The sequence below is a fragment of the Streptomyces sp. AMJ-169 genome (genome assembly GCF_055597585.1).
In genome coordinates, this window is the sequence record NZ_JBVLTJ010000026.1 from 45,267 (window position 1) to 64,082 (window position 18,816).

The following is an 18,816-nucleotide window of genomic DNA, read 5'->3' on the forward strand; positions in this document are numbered from 1 at the left end:
TCAGGGGTCCTTTTGCGCGTTTCGGGCAAGGCAGAGTTACGGACGCAGGGCAAGACAGTCCCAACATCCCGCCGACTTCACTAGTGAAGTTGGTGAGATCGACCGTAGGTGGAGATCGGTACCTCTGTCAAGATTTCACTAGTGAAGTTGCGATGACTTACCTAGTGAAGGTGTCCTACTCTGTGCCCATGACGGCAAAGAACCCGAGGCCGCGGGGAGCGCAGCGGATCGCCGACGATCTCAGAGCAGAGATCGAATCCGGCGGCATCGAGCCGGGAGAAAAGCTCCCGACCACGCGTGAGTTGGTGGCGAAGTACGAGGTGACAGGCGAGACCGTGCGTCAGGCGATCCTCCGGCTGAAGAACGCCGGACTGGTCACCAGCAGGCAGGGCGGTGGTGTCTACGCCCGCGACAGCCCGCCGCTCAAGCGGCTCGCGATCCAGCGCTACGACAAGGCGAAATGGCGTGACAGCGACGAGGTGGCGTTCATCGCGGATCGGGTCGCGTCGGGCCGCGAATACAGCCGTACCGACCAGACCCAGACCGTCAGCCGGGTGCCAGCTACCCGCGAGATCGCTGCCGCTTTAGGTATTCCGGAGGGCTCGGAGGTCTACGCACGCGCCCGCTTGGTAAAGGAGAAGGGTCAGCCCACCCACATGCTGACCAGCTACTACAGGCCCAGCCACGTGGAAGGAACCCGACTGGTCGACCCCACCCCGGGCCCGGCCGGGAAGGGCGGAGGCTTCCGAGTGTTCTACGAACTCGGCCTGGAACCCGACCACATGACCGAGGAACTGCACGCCCGCATGCCCACCCCCGCCGAGACAGAGCAGCTGGAGCTGCCGCCCGGCGAGCCGGTCATGATCCTCAAACGAATCACCTACACCGCCGACGAGACTGTGATCGAGTACGCCCTCGGCGTCCATGCCGCCAGCCGCTTCATCTGGAGCTACGGCTTCCAGATGCCCGACTCCGCCCGGGACTAGGCCGAAAGACAGGAACCATGACCAGGGAAGGAAAACCCCGCGCGCTCGACGCGGCCGAACTGACCGCACCCGGCGATGTGCCGTTCGTCGAGGTGGCCGAGACGGCCCACCGTCGTCGGCATCACCAGGGCCGCCTGGCGAGCGCCGCCTTGGTCCTGGGCGCCACGATCATCGTGCAGATCGGCGACGAGCAGCCGCCCCTGATGCCCCAGGCCCTGCAGCACGGCCGTACCAGGAGAGAAAACGCCCCAGCTGCTGGGCTCGCCGCCGAGCAGGCCCGCGTCGCCTGCATGACATCGGCGGACACCCGCGGCGACAGCGACCGCGCGAAGGCCCTCGGCCTGGCTGGCTGACAGCCGCCCACCGCAACCGCCAGTGTCCCCTGAAGCGCGTCTTCATAGGGCACCGGCTTGTCTGGGCAGGTCAGCGAGGCAAGAGGCGACTGTCGAAGCCGCCGTCGGCCAGCCGTTTGAATGCCGCGGCCACGCCCTCCGGGACGTCCTGGGGGATCGTGAAGCCTTGCTTGGGATACACCATCACCCGCTGCAGAGCGCCCACTAGCATGTCGATGACCAGCTTCGCGTTCCCGATGCCCTCGGCGTACTCCGCGAGGCCCACCGGCTCCGAGGCGCACACCACGTCCACCTCGGGCCACACCTTCTTGAACGTCGCGTACGAGCGGCGCTCCTCGTACGGCTTGCACACCACCAGTACGGACTCCGGCACGATCCCAGCCTCGGCCAACACCTGGCGGGAACAGACGGCATTGTGCCCGGTGTTCGCTGCCTTCGGCTCCACCAGCACCGCCTCTTCGGGCACGCCGTGCCCGAGTGCGTGCTCGCGGTAGTGCACGGCCTCACCCCGCGGGAAGCGCGCCTTCGTCGTAGGGCTGTTGCCGCCCGTGAACACCATTACCGGGAACAGGTCCTGCCGGTACAGGTGCACAGTGTGCGAGGCGACCCCCAGATCGTGACTGCCCAGGCCGATCCCTGCCGAGCACGGCCGCAGTTCATGATGCATCTGGTGGTAGTCCCAGATCAGCTCCGCATCCCGCCACTCCTGGGCGGTGATCACGCGCTGCTCTCCTCCGCCGTCTGCCACGGCCGCCACTCCCTGGTCGCTCTGTGCCCGGCGCACGGTGCATCGTTCCGCAGCCTCGTGATCGGCGGCAGGCCCGTACCAAGGGGAGGATACGTGGGGCGCCGCGTCCGCCTCCTGCCCGGCAACTTTGCCGATCCGGCTGTATGGGCAGGTCAGCGACGGCACACTGAAGACTCTGCCACCGTGAGCGGGAGGAATCAGCCGGTGCCGTACGACCCTAGCCCCCTGTCACGGGACGCCGCGAAGACCCTGTGCGAGATCGCCCAGCACCTTGAAAGCGGCAAGGCCAAGTACGACAGCCCCCGCAGCGCGGCCCGCGTCCTGCGCGACCTCCGCGAACTCGCTGAGTACCTGCCCCAGATCCTGCTGTAGACCTCCGCCGCGGTGGACCGGATGTCCCGCGACCGGGACGATGCCACTGGCGTGGCCCGCGTTATCGGTGAGGCCGCCACCACTGCAACGAACCTCACGGACCAACTCCGCCGCGCACACGAGGCTGCCCAGGAGGTCCGAGGGCGGTGAAGGACCGCTTCATTGTCAGTGCCCACCGATACTCTGCCGCTCATGGCAGGAGTCTCCGACCAGTCCCGTGATCGCCGCCGCTCGTTCAACAGCGCGGAGCGTGTCGCACTGTTCCTTGCAGCCGGCGGATGCTGCGTCAACTGCGGAGTAGAGCTTGAGCCTGGGTGGCACGGCGACCATATGGCGCCGTGGTCCAAGGGTGGTCCAACCGATGTGCTGAACGGGCAGGCGCTCTGCCCTCAATGCAACTTGCAGAAGGGATCCAACTCCATGACGAACTCCTCCGATCTTCGTGACTGGCAGCGCGATGCGCGCGAGCGCTACCACTCCCGAAACGGCGGTGACAACGGCAACTTTCTCGTTGTTGCCACCCCCGGGGCCGGAAAGACCACCCTTGCTCTCACAATCGCTCAGGACTTGATCGACCGCAGCGTCGTCACGAGGATCGTGGTCATCGTCCCCACCAAGCACCTGCGTCGCCAATGGGCGGAGGCGGGGGCCCGCAGGGGCATCAAGCTTGATCATGTCTTCGAGAACAGGAACGGTGCGGTCGGCGCTGACTTCGACGGTGTCGTGGCGACCTACCAGGGTGTTGCCTCCTCGCCGCTGCTGTGGCAGAGACTCACTGGTAGCAAGCGCACTCTCGTCATCTTCGACGAGATCCATCATGCTGGCGACGGCGAAGACCTGCGGTGGGGCGAGGCATTGAAGGAGTCCTTCGAACCGGCGGCTCGACGCCTTCTCCTTTCGGGCACGCCGTTCCGCACCGACGGCAAGCCGATCCCGTTCGTCACCTACGACGAAGAGCGCCGCGCCGTCGCCGGCTTCAACTACGACTACGGTACGGCCCTCATTGACGGGGGAGTTGTCCGGCCAGCCGTTTTCCCTGCCTGGGACGGGAAGTCGAAGTGGCGCCGTTCGGGACAGCTGGCTGTGACGTCCGTCGACCTGAGCGAAGCCGACAAGGACGAAGTGCCTCCGGCACTGAAGGCGGCTCTTGACCCCAACGAGGAGTGGATTCCCTCCGTACTCCAGGAGGCTCACAGGGCCCTTCTGCAGATGCGCATCGACACCCTGGACGCGGGCGGCCTGGTAGTGGCCAGCGATCAGTTCGCAGCCAATGCCTACGCGAAGATCCTCGGACGCATCGCAGGTGTGCCCATTCCTGTCGCTATCTCCGACGAGCCGAATGCCTCGCAGATCATAAAGGATTTCTCGAAGGGGACCGCTCCTTGGATCGTGGCGGTGCAGATGATAGCCGAGGGTGTCGACATTCCGCGTTTGGGTGTCGGTGTCTACGCCTCCCGGGTGAGAACCAAGATGTTCTTCACCCAGGTTGTGGGGCGGTTCGTACGCATGCGTGGTGAGGACGACCCCACCACAGCACGGGTATTCATCCCCTCCATCGGAATCCTCCTCGCCCACGCGCAAGACATCGAAAAGACCGTTGACGCCGCACTCGCTGAGCAAGAGAAGAAGATCCGGGAAGGCCAGAGCAGCGACGGAGAAAGCGACTCCGGCACTCTGTTCCCTGCATACGAGATCGTCGGATCCTCTGACGCGACACACCACGCGACCATTGCCAGCGGCTCGAAATTTACCCCTGAACAGCTGGCATATGCTCAGCGCACCATGGAGATGTCTGGCCCAGCGCCTGCCTCCGTCACAAGCGAGTGGGTGGCGAGCCTGCTCAGCTCTGCCGGTGCGTTCAATTCGCAATCGATGCCGCCTCAGCGAGTCGTCGACGACAGCGAGCCGCTCGGAGACCAGAAAAAGACGCTCCGCAAGCTGATCCATCGAAAGGTGGGTCGGCTGGCCGCGCTCACCAATCGCCCCTACCAGCACATCAACGGAGAGCTGAACCAGAGTCTCCAGAACAACGTCACGACTGCCACCCTTGAGCAACTCCAGAAGCGCTTGGTGACGGTTGAGGCCGCGATCAGGGTGGAGCAAGCGAAGTGAACGAGCCTCACAGCGCGACCGGAAACGCAGTGTTGGTCAACGCGCTCAGCTCCTCGATGCGGTCCACGCTGAACGGCATGGAATCCGTCCCCGGCCTGGTGCGACAGGTAGTCGAAGAAGGATCCTGGCGAAACTTCACCACCCCCCGGGGTGAGCACGTGACACACAAGTCTTTCGAGTCGTTCGTCACGGCAAAGCCGACCAGAGGGCTGGGATACAGCATCGATGAACTGATGCGCCTGGTCGCCGACGATGCCGAGACTCTGCGCCTCGTCGCGGACCTGATCGGGCGTCCCGAATCGGACTTCGAGCACCCTGAATCGCAAGAGAACGTCTGGATCGAGCCGGAAGCACAGGAAGTCACGGGAGAGAGCCAGCAGGAGCTGGTGTGGCGTGATCCCTCCGACGACCCGGAAGCTCTCCAAGAAGCGGAAGCGGTTGCAGAGCCTGACGCCGATCTCAACGACCCCGTCAACCGCGATGCCTTTGAGCTCCGCTTGGTCGGCAAGTCCAGCGGATGGGTGTGGGCGCTCAAAGTCGCACGGAACGTACAACCGAGCAAGGCTGGCGGGCACGATGAGAGCGATCACCACGATCCGAATGAAGGCGGTCCGGGGCGGAAGGTCTCCGTCTCGGAGTTCGCTCGCCGGACCGGATGGAGTACCCGTCGTGTCATGCGGTACCACCGCGCGTGGGAGAGGGGCGTCGAGAAGCATGCTTTGCCCTCGTTCGACCAGCTCAAGCCTGGTATGGATGTACCGCTCCCGACTGCGAAGACCTGGACGGAGTGCTTCGCCCCTGGTGATGTCAGCCCGGAGCGTGCCGACGCCCTGGTGGCCGGGGCTCACGAGGCGGGCATCAGCGTCCGGAAGGTGATCTACGCGGCGAAGAGCCCAGGCGCCATGAAGGCTGCGATCCTTGCGGACGAGAGCACTGCGGAAGCCGCCCGCACGGCGCTTCTGGAACGCGCACGAAACGACAGTGAGTTGCGCACTGTTCTCGCCCGCACGATTGCCGACGACCCAGTGTTCCGCAAGGAAACCGCGGTTGAGTCTCGGAAAGCTGAACGTGCCGAGTATGTTCGTCATGTTGCGGGAGAAGGCAAGGTGCGTACGCCAGCCGGTCAAACCCTCGCGCTGCCCCAAGACGCCAGGCAGGAAATCACCAAACTCCTTGAGGTAGTCAACGGACCCGATGCGACCCCGGAAGCCGTCGCCGAGGCGTACGGGACCATTCAATCCTTCACGACACTCGCGGTCGAAGCCGACCCAGAAGTTCAACTCCGCGAGCAGCGCACCAAGTTCTCGAAGGCTCTGAGTACCACGGCTAAGAGCATCAAGGCGATCGATCCGAACGATCTCGCAGCCGTTGCTGACGACGATCTGCGCGAAAAGCTGATTGAACTTCAGAAGCAGGTGAACGAGCTGGCCACCATGATCGTCAATGAGGAACGGGCTCATCCGAGAAGCTGAGCCATCCCGAACACTCCGTACCAGTCCGCAGAGCAGTCTCAACCTGGCCGCGTGCCAGATGAGGAGAAGGGGTTGTGTACATCCCCACCGTACCGTCGCCCTGCCGGGCGCCTACGGTCGGCGTCCGGCAGGGCCTGGGATCAGTCGCTGAGCAACTGGTGGAGGAAGGCGGCGTTGGCCGCCAGGCCGTGGCCGAGGACCACGGTGTGCTGGGGCAGCTTCTCCAGGTGGTGGGCGACGCTCTGGCGGGCGTCGCTGCTGCCGCTGCCGCCGGCCGGGGCGAGATCGAGGATGTCGGGGTAGCGGTCCTCGGTCGCGCCGTGCATGAAGTCGGCGTCCCCGAGGGTGCGGCGGCAGCCTTCGACGGCCGGGGCGGCGTCCCGCCGGATCTGAGGGAAGAGCACGGCCTGGGCGAGGCCGCCGGTGGCCAGCTTGAGGCCGAACCAGTCGGCGAACTGGTCGGGGTAGACCTGCACCTTGCGTTCACGCTTGCCGCCGGGCTCCCACAGCGGTTCGCGCCGCCCGGCCAGGACCGCGTCGGTGACGTCCGGGTGCTGGGTGGGGTGGAGGGTCTCTCCGGCTTCAAGGCGCTTGCGGGCGACGTCGTGCCAGCCCAGCGCGTCCAGCAGCCCGAGGCCGATCGCGGCGGCCGACGGCCAGGGCAGGACACGCAGCTGCCCGCCCTCGTCCGGCCGGACGAAGATCCGGTCGTTGGCCAGCAGTTGCCAGCCCAGGTTCGCCAGGGCGAGTGCGGTGGTGGTCTTGCCCGCGCCCTTTTCGCCGAAGGTCAGCACGGTGCGGCAGTTGTGGGTCACGGCGGAGGCGTGCAGCAGTGTCCAGCCGTCCCGCAGCAGCAGGCCGCGCAGGGCATCCCGGGCGATCCGTGCGGCGGCCAGCGCCACGGGTTCGCTCCCGGTGCCGATCACGGACAGGCGGCCGGTGGCAGGCTCGTGCTGGTAGGCCAGCTGCTGGCTGGGGCTGACCGCGGTGATCGTGCCCTCGGCGTCGCGGGCCACGAGTGTGGCCGCCTTGGCGTAGGTGGTCTTTTCGTGCGGGCATGTCTCCACCAAGGACTGGAGCGAGGCGTACTGGTCTTCGTCGACATCGGCGAAGACCACCGGGGCGGCGCACACACTGGCGGGCGGTACCTCGAAGGCGTTCCACCACGAACCGAAGTAGCGGCGCGCGTAGTCGGTGACCGCTCGGGTGTTGCTGACCATCGTGATGTTGACGTCCGCGGCATGAAGCCGGGTCGCGGTGAGGGTGTTCATGAAGCCCTTTCGCTGTCGGGAGATCCCAGTTCGGGCAGGGACCGCACGGCCTGATAGGCGGTGCGGAGCTTGGTGTCGGCCGCAGTGAACTGCCGCTGCTCGGCCGCGTCGAGGGAGGGCAGGCACGCTACGGGCTCGCCCCGGGTGAAGCGCAAAGGAATTCCCAGCCAGCCGCTCCCATACGGGGCGGACAGTTCCTCGATGCCGTCGTCCACCGCGAGCGTCTTGCGCAGGGCGGAGAGCACGGCGCCGGCGGGCCCGGAACGGGTGCGGCCGATGCCCGCGCTGATCCGCCCGGCCCGCGTGGTGAGCTCGTCCCGGAGCTGCTGCAGCGGGAGAGGGACCCGCTGACCGTTGACCGTGGTGGCCGACGCGCACACCACGGCGGCGTCCCCGTGCTCAGCGATCACGTGCCCAGCAACTGCGGCGGGCGGAACGTGCAATTGGCGGGCGAGGGCGGCCCGGTAGCGGGCGCTGTCCAGGTTCGAGCCGATGCCGAACACCCTCTCGCAGTCGGAGAGTTCGGCGAACAGCCGGGACATCACGTCGACCGGGTTGGTCACCACCAGCACCGTGCCCGGATAGCCGTGCAGCGCGGAGGCCAGTCGGCCGATGGCGGGCGCGTTCGAGGCCGCGCCACCCATGCGGATGTCGGCGCTTCGGGTGTTGGTGAAGGAGGCACGCACGGCGATGACCACTGCCTGGCAGTCGGCCAGGTCGGCCATTCGAACCGCGCGGGGGTGCATGGGGGAGGCGGTGGCCTGCCGCATGTCGTCGATGTCCGCCGCCAGGGCGGCGGCCTGTTCCGGGGTGCGGCTGGCGATCAGCAGGTGGCGGCCGAAGCCGGCCGTGCACAGTGCGGTGGCCACGGCCTGGCCGACCGCTCCCGCCCCGACGATGCCCACCGTGTCCACGGCCGGTGTCCGGTTCATCCGGCCACCGCCTTGATCTCGCCCAGCGCGGCGTCCCACACGCGGTGCACGTCCATCCCGGCGCCCAGGGCAGTGCTGATGTGGTCGGCCAGGGTGCACACCACCACGGCCCGCTCCACCAGCGGGCGCCCGCGCGGCGGCAGCGGCAGCGTCGCCGGGGCCGACAGGAAGGTGGTGAGGATGTTGACGGTGTCCATCAGCCACACGATCAGCAGCTCACACAGCCAGGAGCGGGCCGCTTTGGGCGCCATCGGCCGCATCTGCTGCTCGGCGAATGCCTCCAACCCCTCCACGATCTGCTCGACGGCCTCGGCAGCGGGGCGGGCAGAGGCGAGGAGGAGCACCGTGCGGCTGGTCAGCTTCGCGGCGTCCACCGAGGCCCTGGCTCGCAACAGGCCCGGATCGATGAGAGTCGGCCGCCCCTCGGGCCCGTCGGGAAACACCAGATGCTCGGGCTTGAGATCGCCGTACGTCAGCACGGCCTGCCCCGGAGCGAGCGCGGTCGGCCGCATGCGGTGCAACCGGGCGACCACCGTCCGCAGCAGCGCGGTCACCTCGGCCCGGTCGACCTCGGCGCACCGCTCGGCACCCAGGCGGCTGAGGTAGGTCTGGCCGCTGATGCCGTTGAACTTCCGCTGGAACGTCGCCGTCACGCTCCGCTCGGAGATTGCCCCGGCCGGGGCCAGCCGCTGGGCGGTGCGGGAGCGGTGCAGCCGGTGCAGATCGGCAAAGACACGCTCGAACAGCTCACTCGTGCTCGCCGGGTCCCGTAACAGCACAGCTGCCAGCGTCGGGCCGGGCACCGGCACAGTGAACAGGACCCCGCGCGCAAGGCCCGCGACCTCACACACGCGGGGCCGCCCCAGCCCGGCCAGCAGCCGCAACTGCGCGGCCTCCCGCTCCAGCAGCGCGTCCGGCTGGTGGATGTACACGGCCTGGGCGCGCTGCACCTCGGCCCAGTCACCAGCGACCCCGCGCAGGATCGACACCAGCGACATCCCCAGCAAGGAATGCTTGGCGTACAGCTCCCGGCCGCCGACCCGGATGCGGTGCACGTATCCGGTGACGCTCGGAATGTGGGCGGACAGCTCCACGCGGGCGCCGGGCCACAGTTCGGCGGCGGCCGAGCGGATCTCGTCCTGGGCGAAAGCGAAGACCTCGGCCACGTACGGCACTGGCTCCGGGGAGGTATGTGCTGCGGCTGTGCTCATGAATGACTCCTTCGCACTCGGCAGGCCGCATCAGCGGCGTGCGGGCAGATGGGTGTTCCGCGAAGCCGTCAGGGCCGCCCGCAGCGCGGCGGGCTGGGACCACTCCAGCGCGCACGGCGGCAGCGCACGGCCGGTGCGGTGGGCCAGTGGCAGGAAGCCGACGGGCCGCGCACTCCACACCAGTCGTAACCGTTCGTGCCGCAGCACGATGGCGAACGGCTCGCCGCGCTCCAGCGCGGCGGCGGTGAGATTCGAACCGAACAGCAGCCACTCGTGGACTGGTTCGGTCTCGGCAGCGTCGTCCACGGAGACCAACATGCGCACGGCGATGCGGATCCAGCGCACCGCATCGCCAGCGGCATAGGCGTCGAAGGAACCGACCAGCACCGCGCTGTCCGACTCCGCGGACGTCAGCTGGCACTCACACCAGAACCCCGGCCGCGCATCGGCGGCGGCCAGCGGCCCGTCGCCGCAGGCAGACGCCGTCATGCCGCACACCCTGCGGGTGCCGGAAACGACGCCCACACCGTCTTGCCGCCTCCCTCGCGATATCTCCAGCCCCACTCGGCGGCCAGGGCCTGCACCAGGAACAGGCCGCGGCCCTCCTCGGCCGCCGCGCCGACCCGGCGCGCTACCGGCCGCCGCAGGGAGCCGTCGTCGACCTCCAGCAGCGCCTGGCCCTCTACCAGGCGCAGCCGCACGCTGGCCTCGCCGCCGGCGTGCTTGAGCGCGTTGGACGCCAGCTCGGACGCCACCACCGCCATGTCGTCGGCGATGGCGCCCGCGCCCCAGGACGCCAGCGTCGCCCGCACCGAGTGCCGCACCCCGGCGACCAGCGCCTTGTCCGCGGCGATGCTTATCTCCAGGACCCGGACGGTGACGGAGGAGGAATCGGCCTGTGTCAGGCCCGGATCGGTATGGGTAGTCAGACGCATGACACTGCATCACCCCGAGGCACGTGGCAGGAACGGGCGACACCGCGAACCAAGTTCGCTAGTGAAGCGGAGTCCCAACTGTCGCGCCGCCGCAGCACTCAGGGCCATCCCGTCCGGCCGCCAACATGAGGCCGCGATCTCCCGGTTCAACCGGGAAAGAACACACGCGTGTTGACGCGCCCCGCGCCGCGTTACCGTGCAGGACAAGGTGCGATCCACACACGCCGAGAGGAGGGCTGGGTGGCAGCAAGACCCCGGAGCCGCAGGCAGGAACAGGTGCAGTTCGCCACCGAATTGCGGGCGGCAGGCAAGACCTGGCCCGAGGTGCACGCCGCCGTCCGGCACCGCCACCGGGTCAACGCCCGCGTGGCGCCCCGGCTGGCCCGCGGCCTGAGCCAGCGCCAGGTCGCCGAGCTGTGGAACCAGCGGTGGCCGGACGACCCCAGGACCTTCAAGAACATCTCCACCTGGGAACTCTGGCCCGCCAGCACCGGACACGCCCCTTCGCTCGACACCCTGGACCGGCTCGCCCAGCTCTACGAATGCTCCGTGGCCGACCTGCTCGCCGACCTCCCCAACCACGGCCACCCGCCACCCCCGGCCCCAGCAAGCCCCGCCCCCGCAGCCGACCTCCTGGACGGCCTTGCCGCCGAACCGCTCCTACTCACCCCGCAGCTGGCCGGCGCCCTGATCCACCGGCTGCACGACGTACGCTTCGAGGAACTGGCACAGGCACTGATCATGTGGGTACAGCAGGCCACCCCCGGGCTCGACCGCCGCGAACTGCTCCTGAAGATCAGCACCGCGCTCACCGTGGCCGCCGCGGCCCCGCTGCTGGACATCGCCGACGCCGACGAACGCGACCGCGTCGCCGCCGTCCTCGACGACCCCAGCCGCCTGGACCTGGCCACCATCACCCATGCCGAACGCGTCCTGCAGCACTACCGCCGCCAGGGCGACGTCCTTGGCCCGCAGATCGCCCTGCAGACCGCCCTCGCCCAACGCCAAGTCGTCGCCGACCTCGTTGCCGGCGCCCCCGAAGACCTCCGCCCCCGGGTACTGACCGTGTACGCCGAACTCAGCCAGATGGTCGGCTGGCAGCTGTACAACCTCGGCGACTACCGGGCCGCCCAGTACTACTACGACGACGCCCGCACCGCCGCCCACGACGCGGAGAACACCGAACTCGTCACGTACGTCCTGTGCACCATGAGCCAGCTGGCCACCTGGCAGAACAAACCTCGCGTCGGCATCGACCACGCCATCGCCGCACAGGCATGGGCCGCCCAGACCGACAGCCCGGCCGCCCTCGGCTACGCCGCCGACGTCGCCGCCCGCGCCTTCGCTGCCGCCCAGCAGGACGACAAGGCCCGCCGCGCCCTCGAACAGGAACACGCCGCCGTACGCGACATGGCCGCCGACACGCCCCTCGCCTCCTGGTGGTACTTCTACGACGAGTCCTTCTACTGGGGCACCAACGCCGAATGCGCACTCGTCCTCGGCACCCCCGAGAAAGCCCTGGCCGCCGCCCGCACCTCACTTCCCATGATCGACCCCACCAACGTGCACAACTACGCCCACACCCTCGCCCTGCAGAGCCAGGCCCACCTCCAGCAGGGCGACATCACCGAGGCCAGCACCATCGTCGGCGACATCGCCCGCATCGCCGGCGTCAACCGCTCCCCGCGCATCACCCAGCGCATCGCGGACCTCCGCACCGCCCTCACCCCCTGGCAGCGCAGCCGGGCCGTCCGAACCCTCGACGACCTCCTGGCCCACTACCGGCTGACCGGCAACTCCAGCACGAACAAGTCGTAGGCCGAGTAGTACTCCCCCTCGTCCCCGGGAATCCGTCCCACCCTCCGCCACCCCCACGACTCATACACCGGCTGCGCCGCGGCACCCGGGCCCGTCGCCAGCGTCGCCCGCTCCTCGCCCCGCGCGCCCAACACCGCGTCATGCAGAGCCCGGCCCACGCCCTTGCCCTGCCAGGCATGCCGCACCTCGATCTCCGACAGCACCCACGTCCGCGCCCCGGTTTCCTGCAAGAATTCCGCCGTGGGCTCCGGCTGCACCCCGCCCCACCAGTGCGTATCCCCGGCGGGGAGCGCGTAGCCGAAGACGAACCCCACCAGTCGGCCCTCGGACCGCGCTGTCACCAGGGCAAACCCGGGACGTGCGAACTGCTTCTCCGCCCGGAGGCGGAACGCGGCCGTCTTCTCCTCACCCGGCTCCACCCCGTAGGCATCGGCGTACGCGTCGCACAACTCCTCCAGCAGCGACTCTGCTTCCTGACCGTCGTGGTGCTCCAGAGATACGTCGTCGATCGTCATGGCGGTCAGGCTATGGCGCTCCCACGGCAACGGCACAGGGCGGACCTGCGCCATATGGCAGGAGCGAAGCGCGGCTCGTCGCCCTGGCGCACGACAACGAGGAATGAGCGCAGTCAACGGAATCCGGCCACAGCTCGCATGATCGGTGCCTTACACAACCACTGCGGACATATCATCCCCGTACAAGTCACAGACCACAGTCGGCTCGAACGTCAGGGCACGGCTGTGTCAAGCACGCATGGGGGGGAGCTGTCGTGTCGACACCGACCGATCTTCTGGTCGCAGCCAGTGCGGCCATGGCGGGAGCCATGGGCACCGATGTCTGGGGGTACACCCGGCAGAGCTTCGTCGATTTCTTCCGTCGCCGCCGTGGCGAGGGAGCGGAAGGCGAGGCCGAGGTACTGGCGCGACTGGACTCGCTGGAACAGGCGGTCGCGGCGCTTGAGCCTGCCCAACGGCCGCTGATGGCGCAGGGCGTGCAGGCGCCAGTGCGCGAGATTCTTGCCTCCTGCTTCGGCGACGGCCAGCCGGAAGCGATCCAGGAGTTCATCGACGCTCTGAAGGCCCAGGGGGTGGAAGCCCCGGTGATCGCCCAGCAGACGGTGACCGGAAACTTCGCCCTCGGCAGCATCAACGTCGCGGGACGTGACAACAACCTTGGAGGCGCTCGCTGATGTCGTCGCCAACTTCGGACGAGCCCACCGTGAAGCAGGACGTCAAGGAGAACGTCGTCCTCGGTGACCAAAACGTCGCCGGTCGGGACAATCACATCACGAACTACCTGACCGGGCTGCGGCATCTCCGGCCTCGCCCGGCCAACCCGGACAAGCTGATGCCGGCGAACCGCTTCGTCAGCCCGGGCGACAACTTCGACAAAGCCTCGCAGGCCGTTCGGCTGCACTTCGGAAGCATGGCCAACGTCCATATCGTGGTCCTGCTTGCACCCGAGAAATATGGCTGCCGGTCCGCCGGGCTGCGGCTGCTCGCGGCCACGAATGTTGCGACCGATCGAGTGTTCGAGCTGTTGCCCGACTGGGATGAACCGGATGTGGCCTGTCTGCCCGGGGAGCGCGGCGCGGGCTACCTCCTCAATCTGCGCAGTGTCACGCAGCCACTGCCCGAGGCCTTCTACCGCGGCCTTGTGACCTACGCTTCCACCCTGCGCAAAGCAGGTAGCTGCATGGTCATCGTCACGACAAAGGCTGCCTGGTCCCAGGCGCGAGCCGACGGACCTCAGCCTGAGATCCTGGTGACGGACATCGAGCGTCCCGACCCCACAGCCGTCGTCAGGAAGTACCTGGACAGTGACGGGCGGACGCGGGACCGCTCCAGGTGGATCGACAACAAGGAGAGCAAGTTCCACGGCCTCCTGCCGCACGATTGTGCCCCTGGCGAGGCGATTCGGCTCGCGGCGATCATTGCGAAGGCCAAGAGCAGCGGAGACGCGGACGCCCTCGACGAGTACCACGGCTGGGAATCCCACCTGAGTGGCTGGTTCGCCGGGGGGAGCAAAGAGGTCGAGACCAGAGCCGTTCGTATCGCTGGCGCCGTTCTGAACAAGGCACCCGCTGAGGTAGTGCTGAACAGCGCGGATCTCCTGCTTGCCGCGCCGAAGATCGCCTTGCCCAAGCCCGAGGGCGGACTGCTCGCGATGCCGGACGCGCAGAAGCGGCTCGATCCGGCGGGACTGTCCTTTGACACGGCCACCGGCATCGCGTCTCTCGTCCACGAATCACAAGGGTCGGCAATCCTGCGGTACCTCTGGACGAAGCACCGGCAACTCACCGAAGAAGTACTGAAACAGTGGCTCCAGGAAATTAGCCAGGGTCCGGCCAAGAACTACCTCGACGCAATTGCCGTAGCTCTGACACAGCTCGCGGAGACCGTGGGTGTTACTCCGATCTTCGATCTAGCAGAAGGATGGCTTCGCGATGACGGCAAGCAGCACCAGCAACTTGTCGGCGACCTCCTGTCCGAACTCGCCGTGCACCCTGTACTTGGAAGCCAGGTAAGAGCTGAGCTTTCCACGTGGGCTAACGGGAAGAAACGGCCGGAACGCCAGTGCGCCGTCGCCCGAGCCTGTTCAGGACCTTTCGGAAAGGCGTACCCCAGCCAAGCCCTGACCCGGGCGCGCTATGTCCTCAAATCCCCGGGGACCGAAGAAGCGCGAAAGGAAGCCGTCAACGCCGTACGCGCACTGGCTGTTGACGACGACCTCGCGGCTCTTGTAACCGACACCGTCGTCACTTGGATCACCAATGAGGGGAAGTCGATCGGAACGGATCGGCAGGTCTTCTTCGACGTCTTCAGCGTCCCGCCGAGTGCGGACCAGTTGGAGAACGAACCACTCGCCGTGGCACTGACGAAGCCCGGAGAGGCCGGTGAAGCGATCCGCCAGCGTTTGTTCGAAGCGTGGCAGCATGTCAGTCAGCCCGCCCATGACTCCATCGAGGCTCAACGCGTTCTGCTGAGCTGGCGAGCAGGCGCGGAAAATGACTGCTTGCCGCCAAGCCCGGTGGTCGACCTCATCATCGCGCTTGGTAGGTCCACGGGGATTGGCGGCTCCTTCATCAAGGCCGTGGTCAAGGCCAAGGGGCCGCTGAAGGATACTTTGATTGACGCGTTCCTTACCGACTTCCTCCAGGATGTCGAGGTGGAGCACGATCCCCCCGCCGCGCCGCAGAAGACTGAACCTGTGGAGCTGCATCCTCACGACCCGAGTGAACCGGAGCACGGAACGCAGTGATTCGGATACTCAACTGGTTGAAGGAGCGGCGAATATCTGATCGCCGCTCCTTCTCCGCATCTTTGGAAAGCAGAGATCGCGGGCTGCACTACGATGCGGTCATTCGTTACCGGTGGTGGCTCAATCTCGACTCCTCGGTTTCCCGACCGCTCCTTCCTGACGCACTGGTACGGAACCTTCTGAGAGAAGAGTTGGCGAGTGTGGCCGGCAGGTACCGGCTATTGGACCAATCCGCCGCGCAAGACGCCATGAATGCCCTCCTCGGCCGGGAACTCTGGGATGACGAGAAGCGAGTCCGGACGCAAGCGCGTGTACGGCTTCGCATTCCAAAGCCAGCAAGACGGGTGGCGTTGCAACGGGCTGAAGAAGAAATGGCTCTGCGCTCTGCCTACGCCCGAGAGTCAGTCGAACTCGACCTTCTGCTTGATCGGCTCACAGACCCGGCCCTCGGGCCCGTCTGGTGGATCAACCGGTATGCCGACCTTCAGTTTGCCGCTGGAGACCCCAAGGCGAAGGTCGAGTCGGTCCTTGGTGCTTTTGCTGAGCTGCAGAGAACACTTCATACCGCGAAGATCGATCAGACCAAAGATGAACGGCTCCTCGTCCGCCGGAAGATCGAGGAAGTATTCAGTGTCATCGAAGATGATGAGTCCCTGTCGCTCGCGCTCCAAGTCATGAACCGCATGCTCGACCACCTCGGCGTGCGTGGAACAGGAGTTGGAGTGACTGCCGTCGACAGCAAGGGGCGCAACCTGGCGCCTGGCCAGCGCTCCGGGCCAGGGTGAGACCCTCTGGAGCGCCAGACGCGTCATAGACGGGCTTCTGGAGGGTCGAGGCCGGAAAGGGGCCCCTGGACTGCTAGCCAACCAGGGCAGCTGTAGAGGACCACGCCAGCCCTCCCCGCCTGTGATCACGGTGAGTAATCGAGATCAAGACAGAGGACCTGTACCGATGCGCGGTGCAGGTCCTCTTCAGCTGGGGTCTCAGGGTGGGTGGGGGCTCATCTCCGTGGACAACGGACAGGATGAACGACCTACATAGCGCCGCCCCGTTGAAGGCGATCGTCGCCGCCGTCAGCAGCCACGCCGTCTGCCGCAGCAGCGGGAAGGGGATGCGGATCCACGTCAGAAGGAGGTCGAGGGCGAGCAGGACGCAGATGCCCGCGTCTATGCCTACGGGGAACACGTAACTGAAGTTCCCGAAGCCCTTTTTGATCGCCAGTTCACGGACCGCCGCGTAGGAACCGGCGAAGCCGATGCCGGCGATGACCACCGCGCCGGCGACGACCACGCCGATGAGAACGCGGTGCATCCGGGTCAGTTGGATCGGCGCGGCCACCGTACTCCCCTTCGCTCACCTGTCGTTGGGACTGCTGATGCGAGAGTCGCCTCGCGCGCAACAGGGTGGCACATGTGTGCGGCGGCCGTGACGCCGGATCGTCAGCTCTGCGCGGCGGAGGCGCTGGCGGAGGCGCTCGGGGAGGGCGTACGGGACGGGGTCGCCGACGGAGTCGCGGGCGTGCTCGGCGTCGGTGAACTCGGCGCCGTACCCTTCCCGTTGGCCCGCTCCACCGCCGCCACCGTCTCCTTCGCGGCCTGCTCGGCGAGCTTCACCAGGGCGTCCGCGTCAGGGGTCTCGTCACCCGCGAAACCGGCGCCGTTGTAGTCCACCGTGATGACGACGTTCTCCGCGCGCGCCACGACCGTCTGCTGCTTGAAGGACCCTTCCTTCTTCTTCTGGTCGTAGCGGATCGTTGTGGAGGTGTCACCTATGCCGGCCCCGGCAGCCGCCTTGACGTTCGTCGCGCCCTCCGTCGCCTGGGCGTCCTTCACCTGCCGGGTGTAGTACTCCTGGGCCTGCCGATCGGCCTCGCCCGCCGCCGAGTTGGAGTCGAACCGCAGCAACGACACGCTCAGCCAGCGGTATTGGGAGCCCTTCACCCCGTTGTCGGCGAGGCTGTCCCACGTGCAGCCCGTGCGCGTGCCCGCCTGGTCCGTCGTCGACTTCTTGCCCGCCTTCGTCTTCGGCACCGTGCCGTCGAGCGTCTTCTGCGATATCGCCTTGCAGGCGTCCGGCAGAGCGGCGTACACGGCCGGCTGGAGGGTCGGGGTCGGCGCCGCCGAGGTGACCTCGCCGGGGGCCTCGGCCGACGACGACTGGCCGGCCGCCGAAGCGCTCTTGTCGCTGCCCGAGTCCGAGGAGCAGGCCGCCGCCAGCAGCATCACAGGGAGCGCGGCCACCGCCACCAGGGCGTGTTTCCGGGTTCGGGTCTGCTTCGTGCGCTGGGCTGCTCGTCGCTGCATGGTTCCTTCGATCATCGCGCTCGTGGTTCCTGCGGGCTCCGCGGAGTTCCCGGTCGGGTCCGGTCCGAGGGGTCACGGTACGCGGTGAACGAGCTGTGCGGCTGCCGTCGGGACGCTTTGCGGAATCCGGCCCCCGCCGTTCACCCGCCGCCGCTCAGCCCAGCGCGTCGGCCAGCTGCGCCGCCAGTTTCCTGGCCTTGTCCTGCATTTCCTTGCTGTCGGGGACCGTGCCGAGCGTCGTCGGCTGCTCGTCGTACTGGACGGTCACGATGACGTTCGACGTGCGGAACGCCACAGTGATCGTGCGCTGTTTCGCGGCCCCGCCGGAGCTGACGAGCGCGTCGTCGACGTACGCCTCGTCGCCCAGGTCGTCCAGGGTGCGGGGCTGGATGTCGGCCGTGGGGGAGGGGGACAGCGAGGGGGTGGCGGAGGGGGTCGCCGAGGCGGAGGCCGACGCGGACGGGGACGCGGACGCGGATACCGACGGGGTCGCCGTCGGCGAAGGGGTCGCGCTCGGCGTCGGGAGGTCCGCCGCGTCCACCTTCTTCGCGAACAGCAGCTCCGCCTGCGCGTCGTCGCTGACCGCGCTGTCGTACGACACCACCCGCTCGAAGTCCACCGACAGATGGTCCGTCGCCGCCGTCGAGTCCACCTTCCAGCGGCAGCCGGCGCGGCGGTCGGTGTCGTACGTCAGGGTCGGGGTGCCCGCGTACGCCGTGTCGCGCCGGTCCGGGTCCGTGAGCTGGCGGATGCCCGGGAGGAGGGCGTCCAGCGTGCCGTGGCTCACCGATACGCACGGCTGCGGGAGGGACGTGTAGCGGCCGGGCTGGGGCGCCGCCGCCGTCGTGCCGCTGCTGTCCGGGTTGGAGTTGTCGGTCGAGCCGCCGCCGTCCGAACCGCTCGTACAGCCGGCCAGCAGCGCCGCGAGGAGGGCGGCGACGCCGGTCACATAGGCCTTGCGCTGCACGAGGGCTCCTAATCCGTGTGTAGGAATCCCAGCCGGGCCCCGGCGGGGTGGCTGGTCTTGCTGATGGACGGGTTC

18 protein-coding genes and 1 pseudogene are annotated in these 18,816 nt (G+C 67.6%); 9 read left to right on the forward strand and 10 right to left on the reverse strand.

From position 1 onward, the window contains the following. Positions 1 to 188 precede the first annotated feature (188 nt). Entirely contained in the window at positions 189 to 986 is a 798-nt protein-coding gene (locus ACYUD3_RS37375) for a GntR family transcriptional regulator (RefSeq protein ID WP_470980596.1), read from the forward strand. A 17-nt stretch (positions 987 to 1,003) separates the two neighbouring features. Beyond that, entirely contained in the window at positions 1,004 to 1,339 is a 336-nt protein-coding gene (locus ACYUD3_RS37380; protein ID WP_470980599.1) for a hypothetical protein, read from the forward strand. Between the two features lie 70 nt (positions 1,340 to 1,409). Here ACYUD3_RS37380 and ACYUD3_RS37385 read toward each other — a convergent pair whose 3' ends face one another. After that, entirely contained in the window at positions 1,410 to 2,060 is a 651-nt protein-coding gene (locus ACYUD3_RS37385) for a YdcF family protein (protein ID WP_470980602.1), read from the reverse strand. Between the two features lie 231 nt (positions 2,061 to 2,291). Between ACYUD3_RS37385 and ACYUD3_RS37390 the strand changes: the two genes are divergently transcribed. The 3 genes from ACYUD3_RS37390 (at position 2,292) to ACYUD3_RS37400 (ending at position 6,043) form a co-directional block, all read left to right on the forward strand. Beyond that, positions 2,292 to 2,459, forward strand: coding sequence for a hypothetical protein (locus ACYUD3_RS37390; protein ID WP_470980605.1), 168 nt, complete (start codon positions 2,292 to 2,294; stop codon positions 2,457 to 2,459). Between the two features lie 192 nt (positions 2,460 to 2,651). Next, positions 2,652 to 4,571 (forward strand): DEAD/DEAH box helicase family protein, encoded by a 1,920-nt coding sequence (locus ACYUD3_RS37395; protein WP_470980608.1) that lies wholly within the window; start codon positions 2,652 to 2,654, stop codon positions 4,569 to 4,571. Continuing rightward, the gene (locus ACYUD3_RS37400; RefSeq protein WP_470980611.1) at positions 4,568 to 6,043 is read left to right on the forward strand and encodes a hypothetical protein; all 1,476 of its coding nucleotides are present in this window, start codon (positions 4,568 to 4,570) and stop codon (positions 6,041 to 6,043) included. The genes ACYUD3_RS37395 and ACYUD3_RS37400 overlap by 4 nt, the downstream gene beginning before the upstream one ends. 140 nt (positions 6,044 to 6,183) lie before the next feature. On the opposite strand, the gene ACYUD3_RS37405 is transcribed toward ACYUD3_RS37400, so the two are convergent. Genes ACYUD3_RS37405 through ACYUD3_RS37425 form a run of 5 tightly spaced genes read right to left on the reverse strand, consistent with a single transcriptional unit; the run spans position 6,184 to position 10,392 of the window. Then, positions 6,184 to 7,314, reverse strand: coding sequence for a hypothetical protein (locus tag ACYUD3_RS37405; RefSeq protein WP_470980613.1), 1,131 nt, complete (start codon positions 7,312 to 7,314; stop codon positions 6,184 to 6,186). Further along, positions 7,311 to 8,246: a lactate/malate family dehydrogenase gene (locus tag ACYUD3_RS37410; protein WP_470980616.1), complete on the reverse strand. Its 936-nt coding sequence runs from the start codon at positions 8,244 to 8,246 to the stop codon at positions 7,311 to 7,313. The genes ACYUD3_RS37405 and ACYUD3_RS37410 overlap by 4 nt, the downstream gene beginning before the upstream one ends. Further along, positions 8,243 to 9,457, reverse strand: a complete 1,215-nt coding sequence (locus ACYUD3_RS37415) for a phosphotransferase (RefSeq protein ID WP_470980619.1) — start codon at positions 9,455 to 9,457, stop codon at positions 8,243 to 8,245. The genes ACYUD3_RS37410 and ACYUD3_RS37415 overlap by 4 nt, the downstream gene beginning before the upstream one ends. A 30-nt stretch (positions 9,458 to 9,487) precedes the next feature. Then, positions 9,488 to 9,946, reverse strand: coding sequence for a hypothetical protein (locus ACYUD3_RS37420; RefSeq protein ID WP_470980622.1), 459 nt, complete (start codon positions 9,944 to 9,946; stop codon positions 9,488 to 9,490). Next, positions 9,943 to 10,392 (reverse strand): ATP-binding protein, encoded by a 450-nt coding sequence (locus tag ACYUD3_RS37425; protein WP_470980624.1) that lies wholly within the window; start codon positions 10,390 to 10,392, stop codon positions 9,943 to 9,945. Before ACYUD3_RS37425 ends, ACYUD3_RS37420 begins: the two co-directional genes overlap by 4 nt. A 240-nt stretch (positions 10,393 to 10,632) precedes the next feature. Between ACYUD3_RS37425 and ACYUD3_RS37430 the strand changes: the two genes are divergently transcribed. Further along, positions 10,633 to 12,210 carry a helix-turn-helix domain-containing protein gene (locus ACYUD3_RS37430; protein WP_470980627.1) on the forward strand — a complete coding sequence of 526 codons (1,578 nt, stop codon included), beginning with the start codon at positions 10,633 to 10,635 and terminating at the stop codon, positions 12,208 to 12,210. Here the strand turns inward: ACYUD3_RS37430 and ACYUD3_RS37435 are convergent. After that, positions 12,171 to 12,725: a GNAT family N-acetyltransferase gene (locus ACYUD3_RS37435; protein ID WP_470980629.1), complete on the reverse strand. Its 555-nt coding sequence runs from the start codon at positions 12,723 to 12,725 to the stop codon at positions 12,171 to 12,173. The two genes, ACYUD3_RS37430 and ACYUD3_RS37435, sit on opposite strands and share 40 nt — an antisense overlap. A 254-nt stretch (positions 12,726 to 12,979) precedes the next feature. On the opposite strand from ACYUD3_RS37435, the gene ACYUD3_RS37440 reads away from it, so the two are divergent. Genes ACYUD3_RS37440 through ACYUD3_RS37450 form a run of 3 tightly spaced genes read left to right on the forward strand, consistent with a single transcriptional unit; the run spans position 12,980 to position 16,256 of the window. Further along, positions 12,980 to 13,399, forward strand: a complete 420-nt coding sequence (locus tag ACYUD3_RS37440; protein ID WP_470980632.1) for a hypothetical protein — start codon at positions 12,980 to 12,982, stop codon at positions 13,397 to 13,399. A gap of 29 nt (positions 13,400 to 13,428) precedes the next feature. Continuing rightward, positions 13,429 to 15,471, forward strand: coding sequence for a hypothetical protein (locus ACYUD3_RS37445; protein ID WP_470980635.1), 2,043 nt, complete (start codon positions 13,429 to 13,431; stop codon positions 15,469 to 15,471). Positions 15,472 to 15,488: 17 nt separating this feature from the next. Beyond that, complete coding sequence (locus ACYUD3_RS37450) at positions 15,489 to 16,256, forward strand: hypothetical protein (protein WP_470980638.1); 768 nt, start codon at positions 15,489 to 15,491, stop codon at positions 16,254 to 16,256. A gap of 256 nt (positions 16,257 to 16,512) precedes the next feature. Here the strand turns inward: ACYUD3_RS37450 and ACYUD3_RS37455 are convergent. The 3 genes and pseudogenes from ACYUD3_RS37455 to ACYUD3_RS37465 form a co-directional block, all read right to left on the reverse strand. Further along, positions 16,513 to 16,809: pseudogene (locus ACYUD3_RS37455) on the reverse strand (DUF2637 domain-containing protein); the annotation flags it as partial. Positions 16,810 to 16,910: 101 nt separating this feature from the next. After that, on the reverse strand, positions 16,911 to 17,774 hold the full coding sequence (locus ACYUD3_RS37460; protein ID WP_470980641.1) for a DUF3558 domain-containing protein: 864 nt from the start codon (positions 17,772 to 17,774) through the stop codon (positions 16,911 to 16,913). A 154-nt stretch (positions 17,775 to 17,928) separates the two neighbouring features. Then, positions 17,929 to 18,741 carry a DUF3558 domain-containing protein gene (locus ACYUD3_RS37465; RefSeq protein WP_470980644.1) on the reverse strand — a complete coding sequence of 271 codons (813 nt, stop codon included), beginning with the start codon at positions 18,739 to 18,741 and terminating at the stop codon, positions 17,929 to 17,931. Positions 18,742 to 18,816 lie beyond the last annotated feature (75 nt).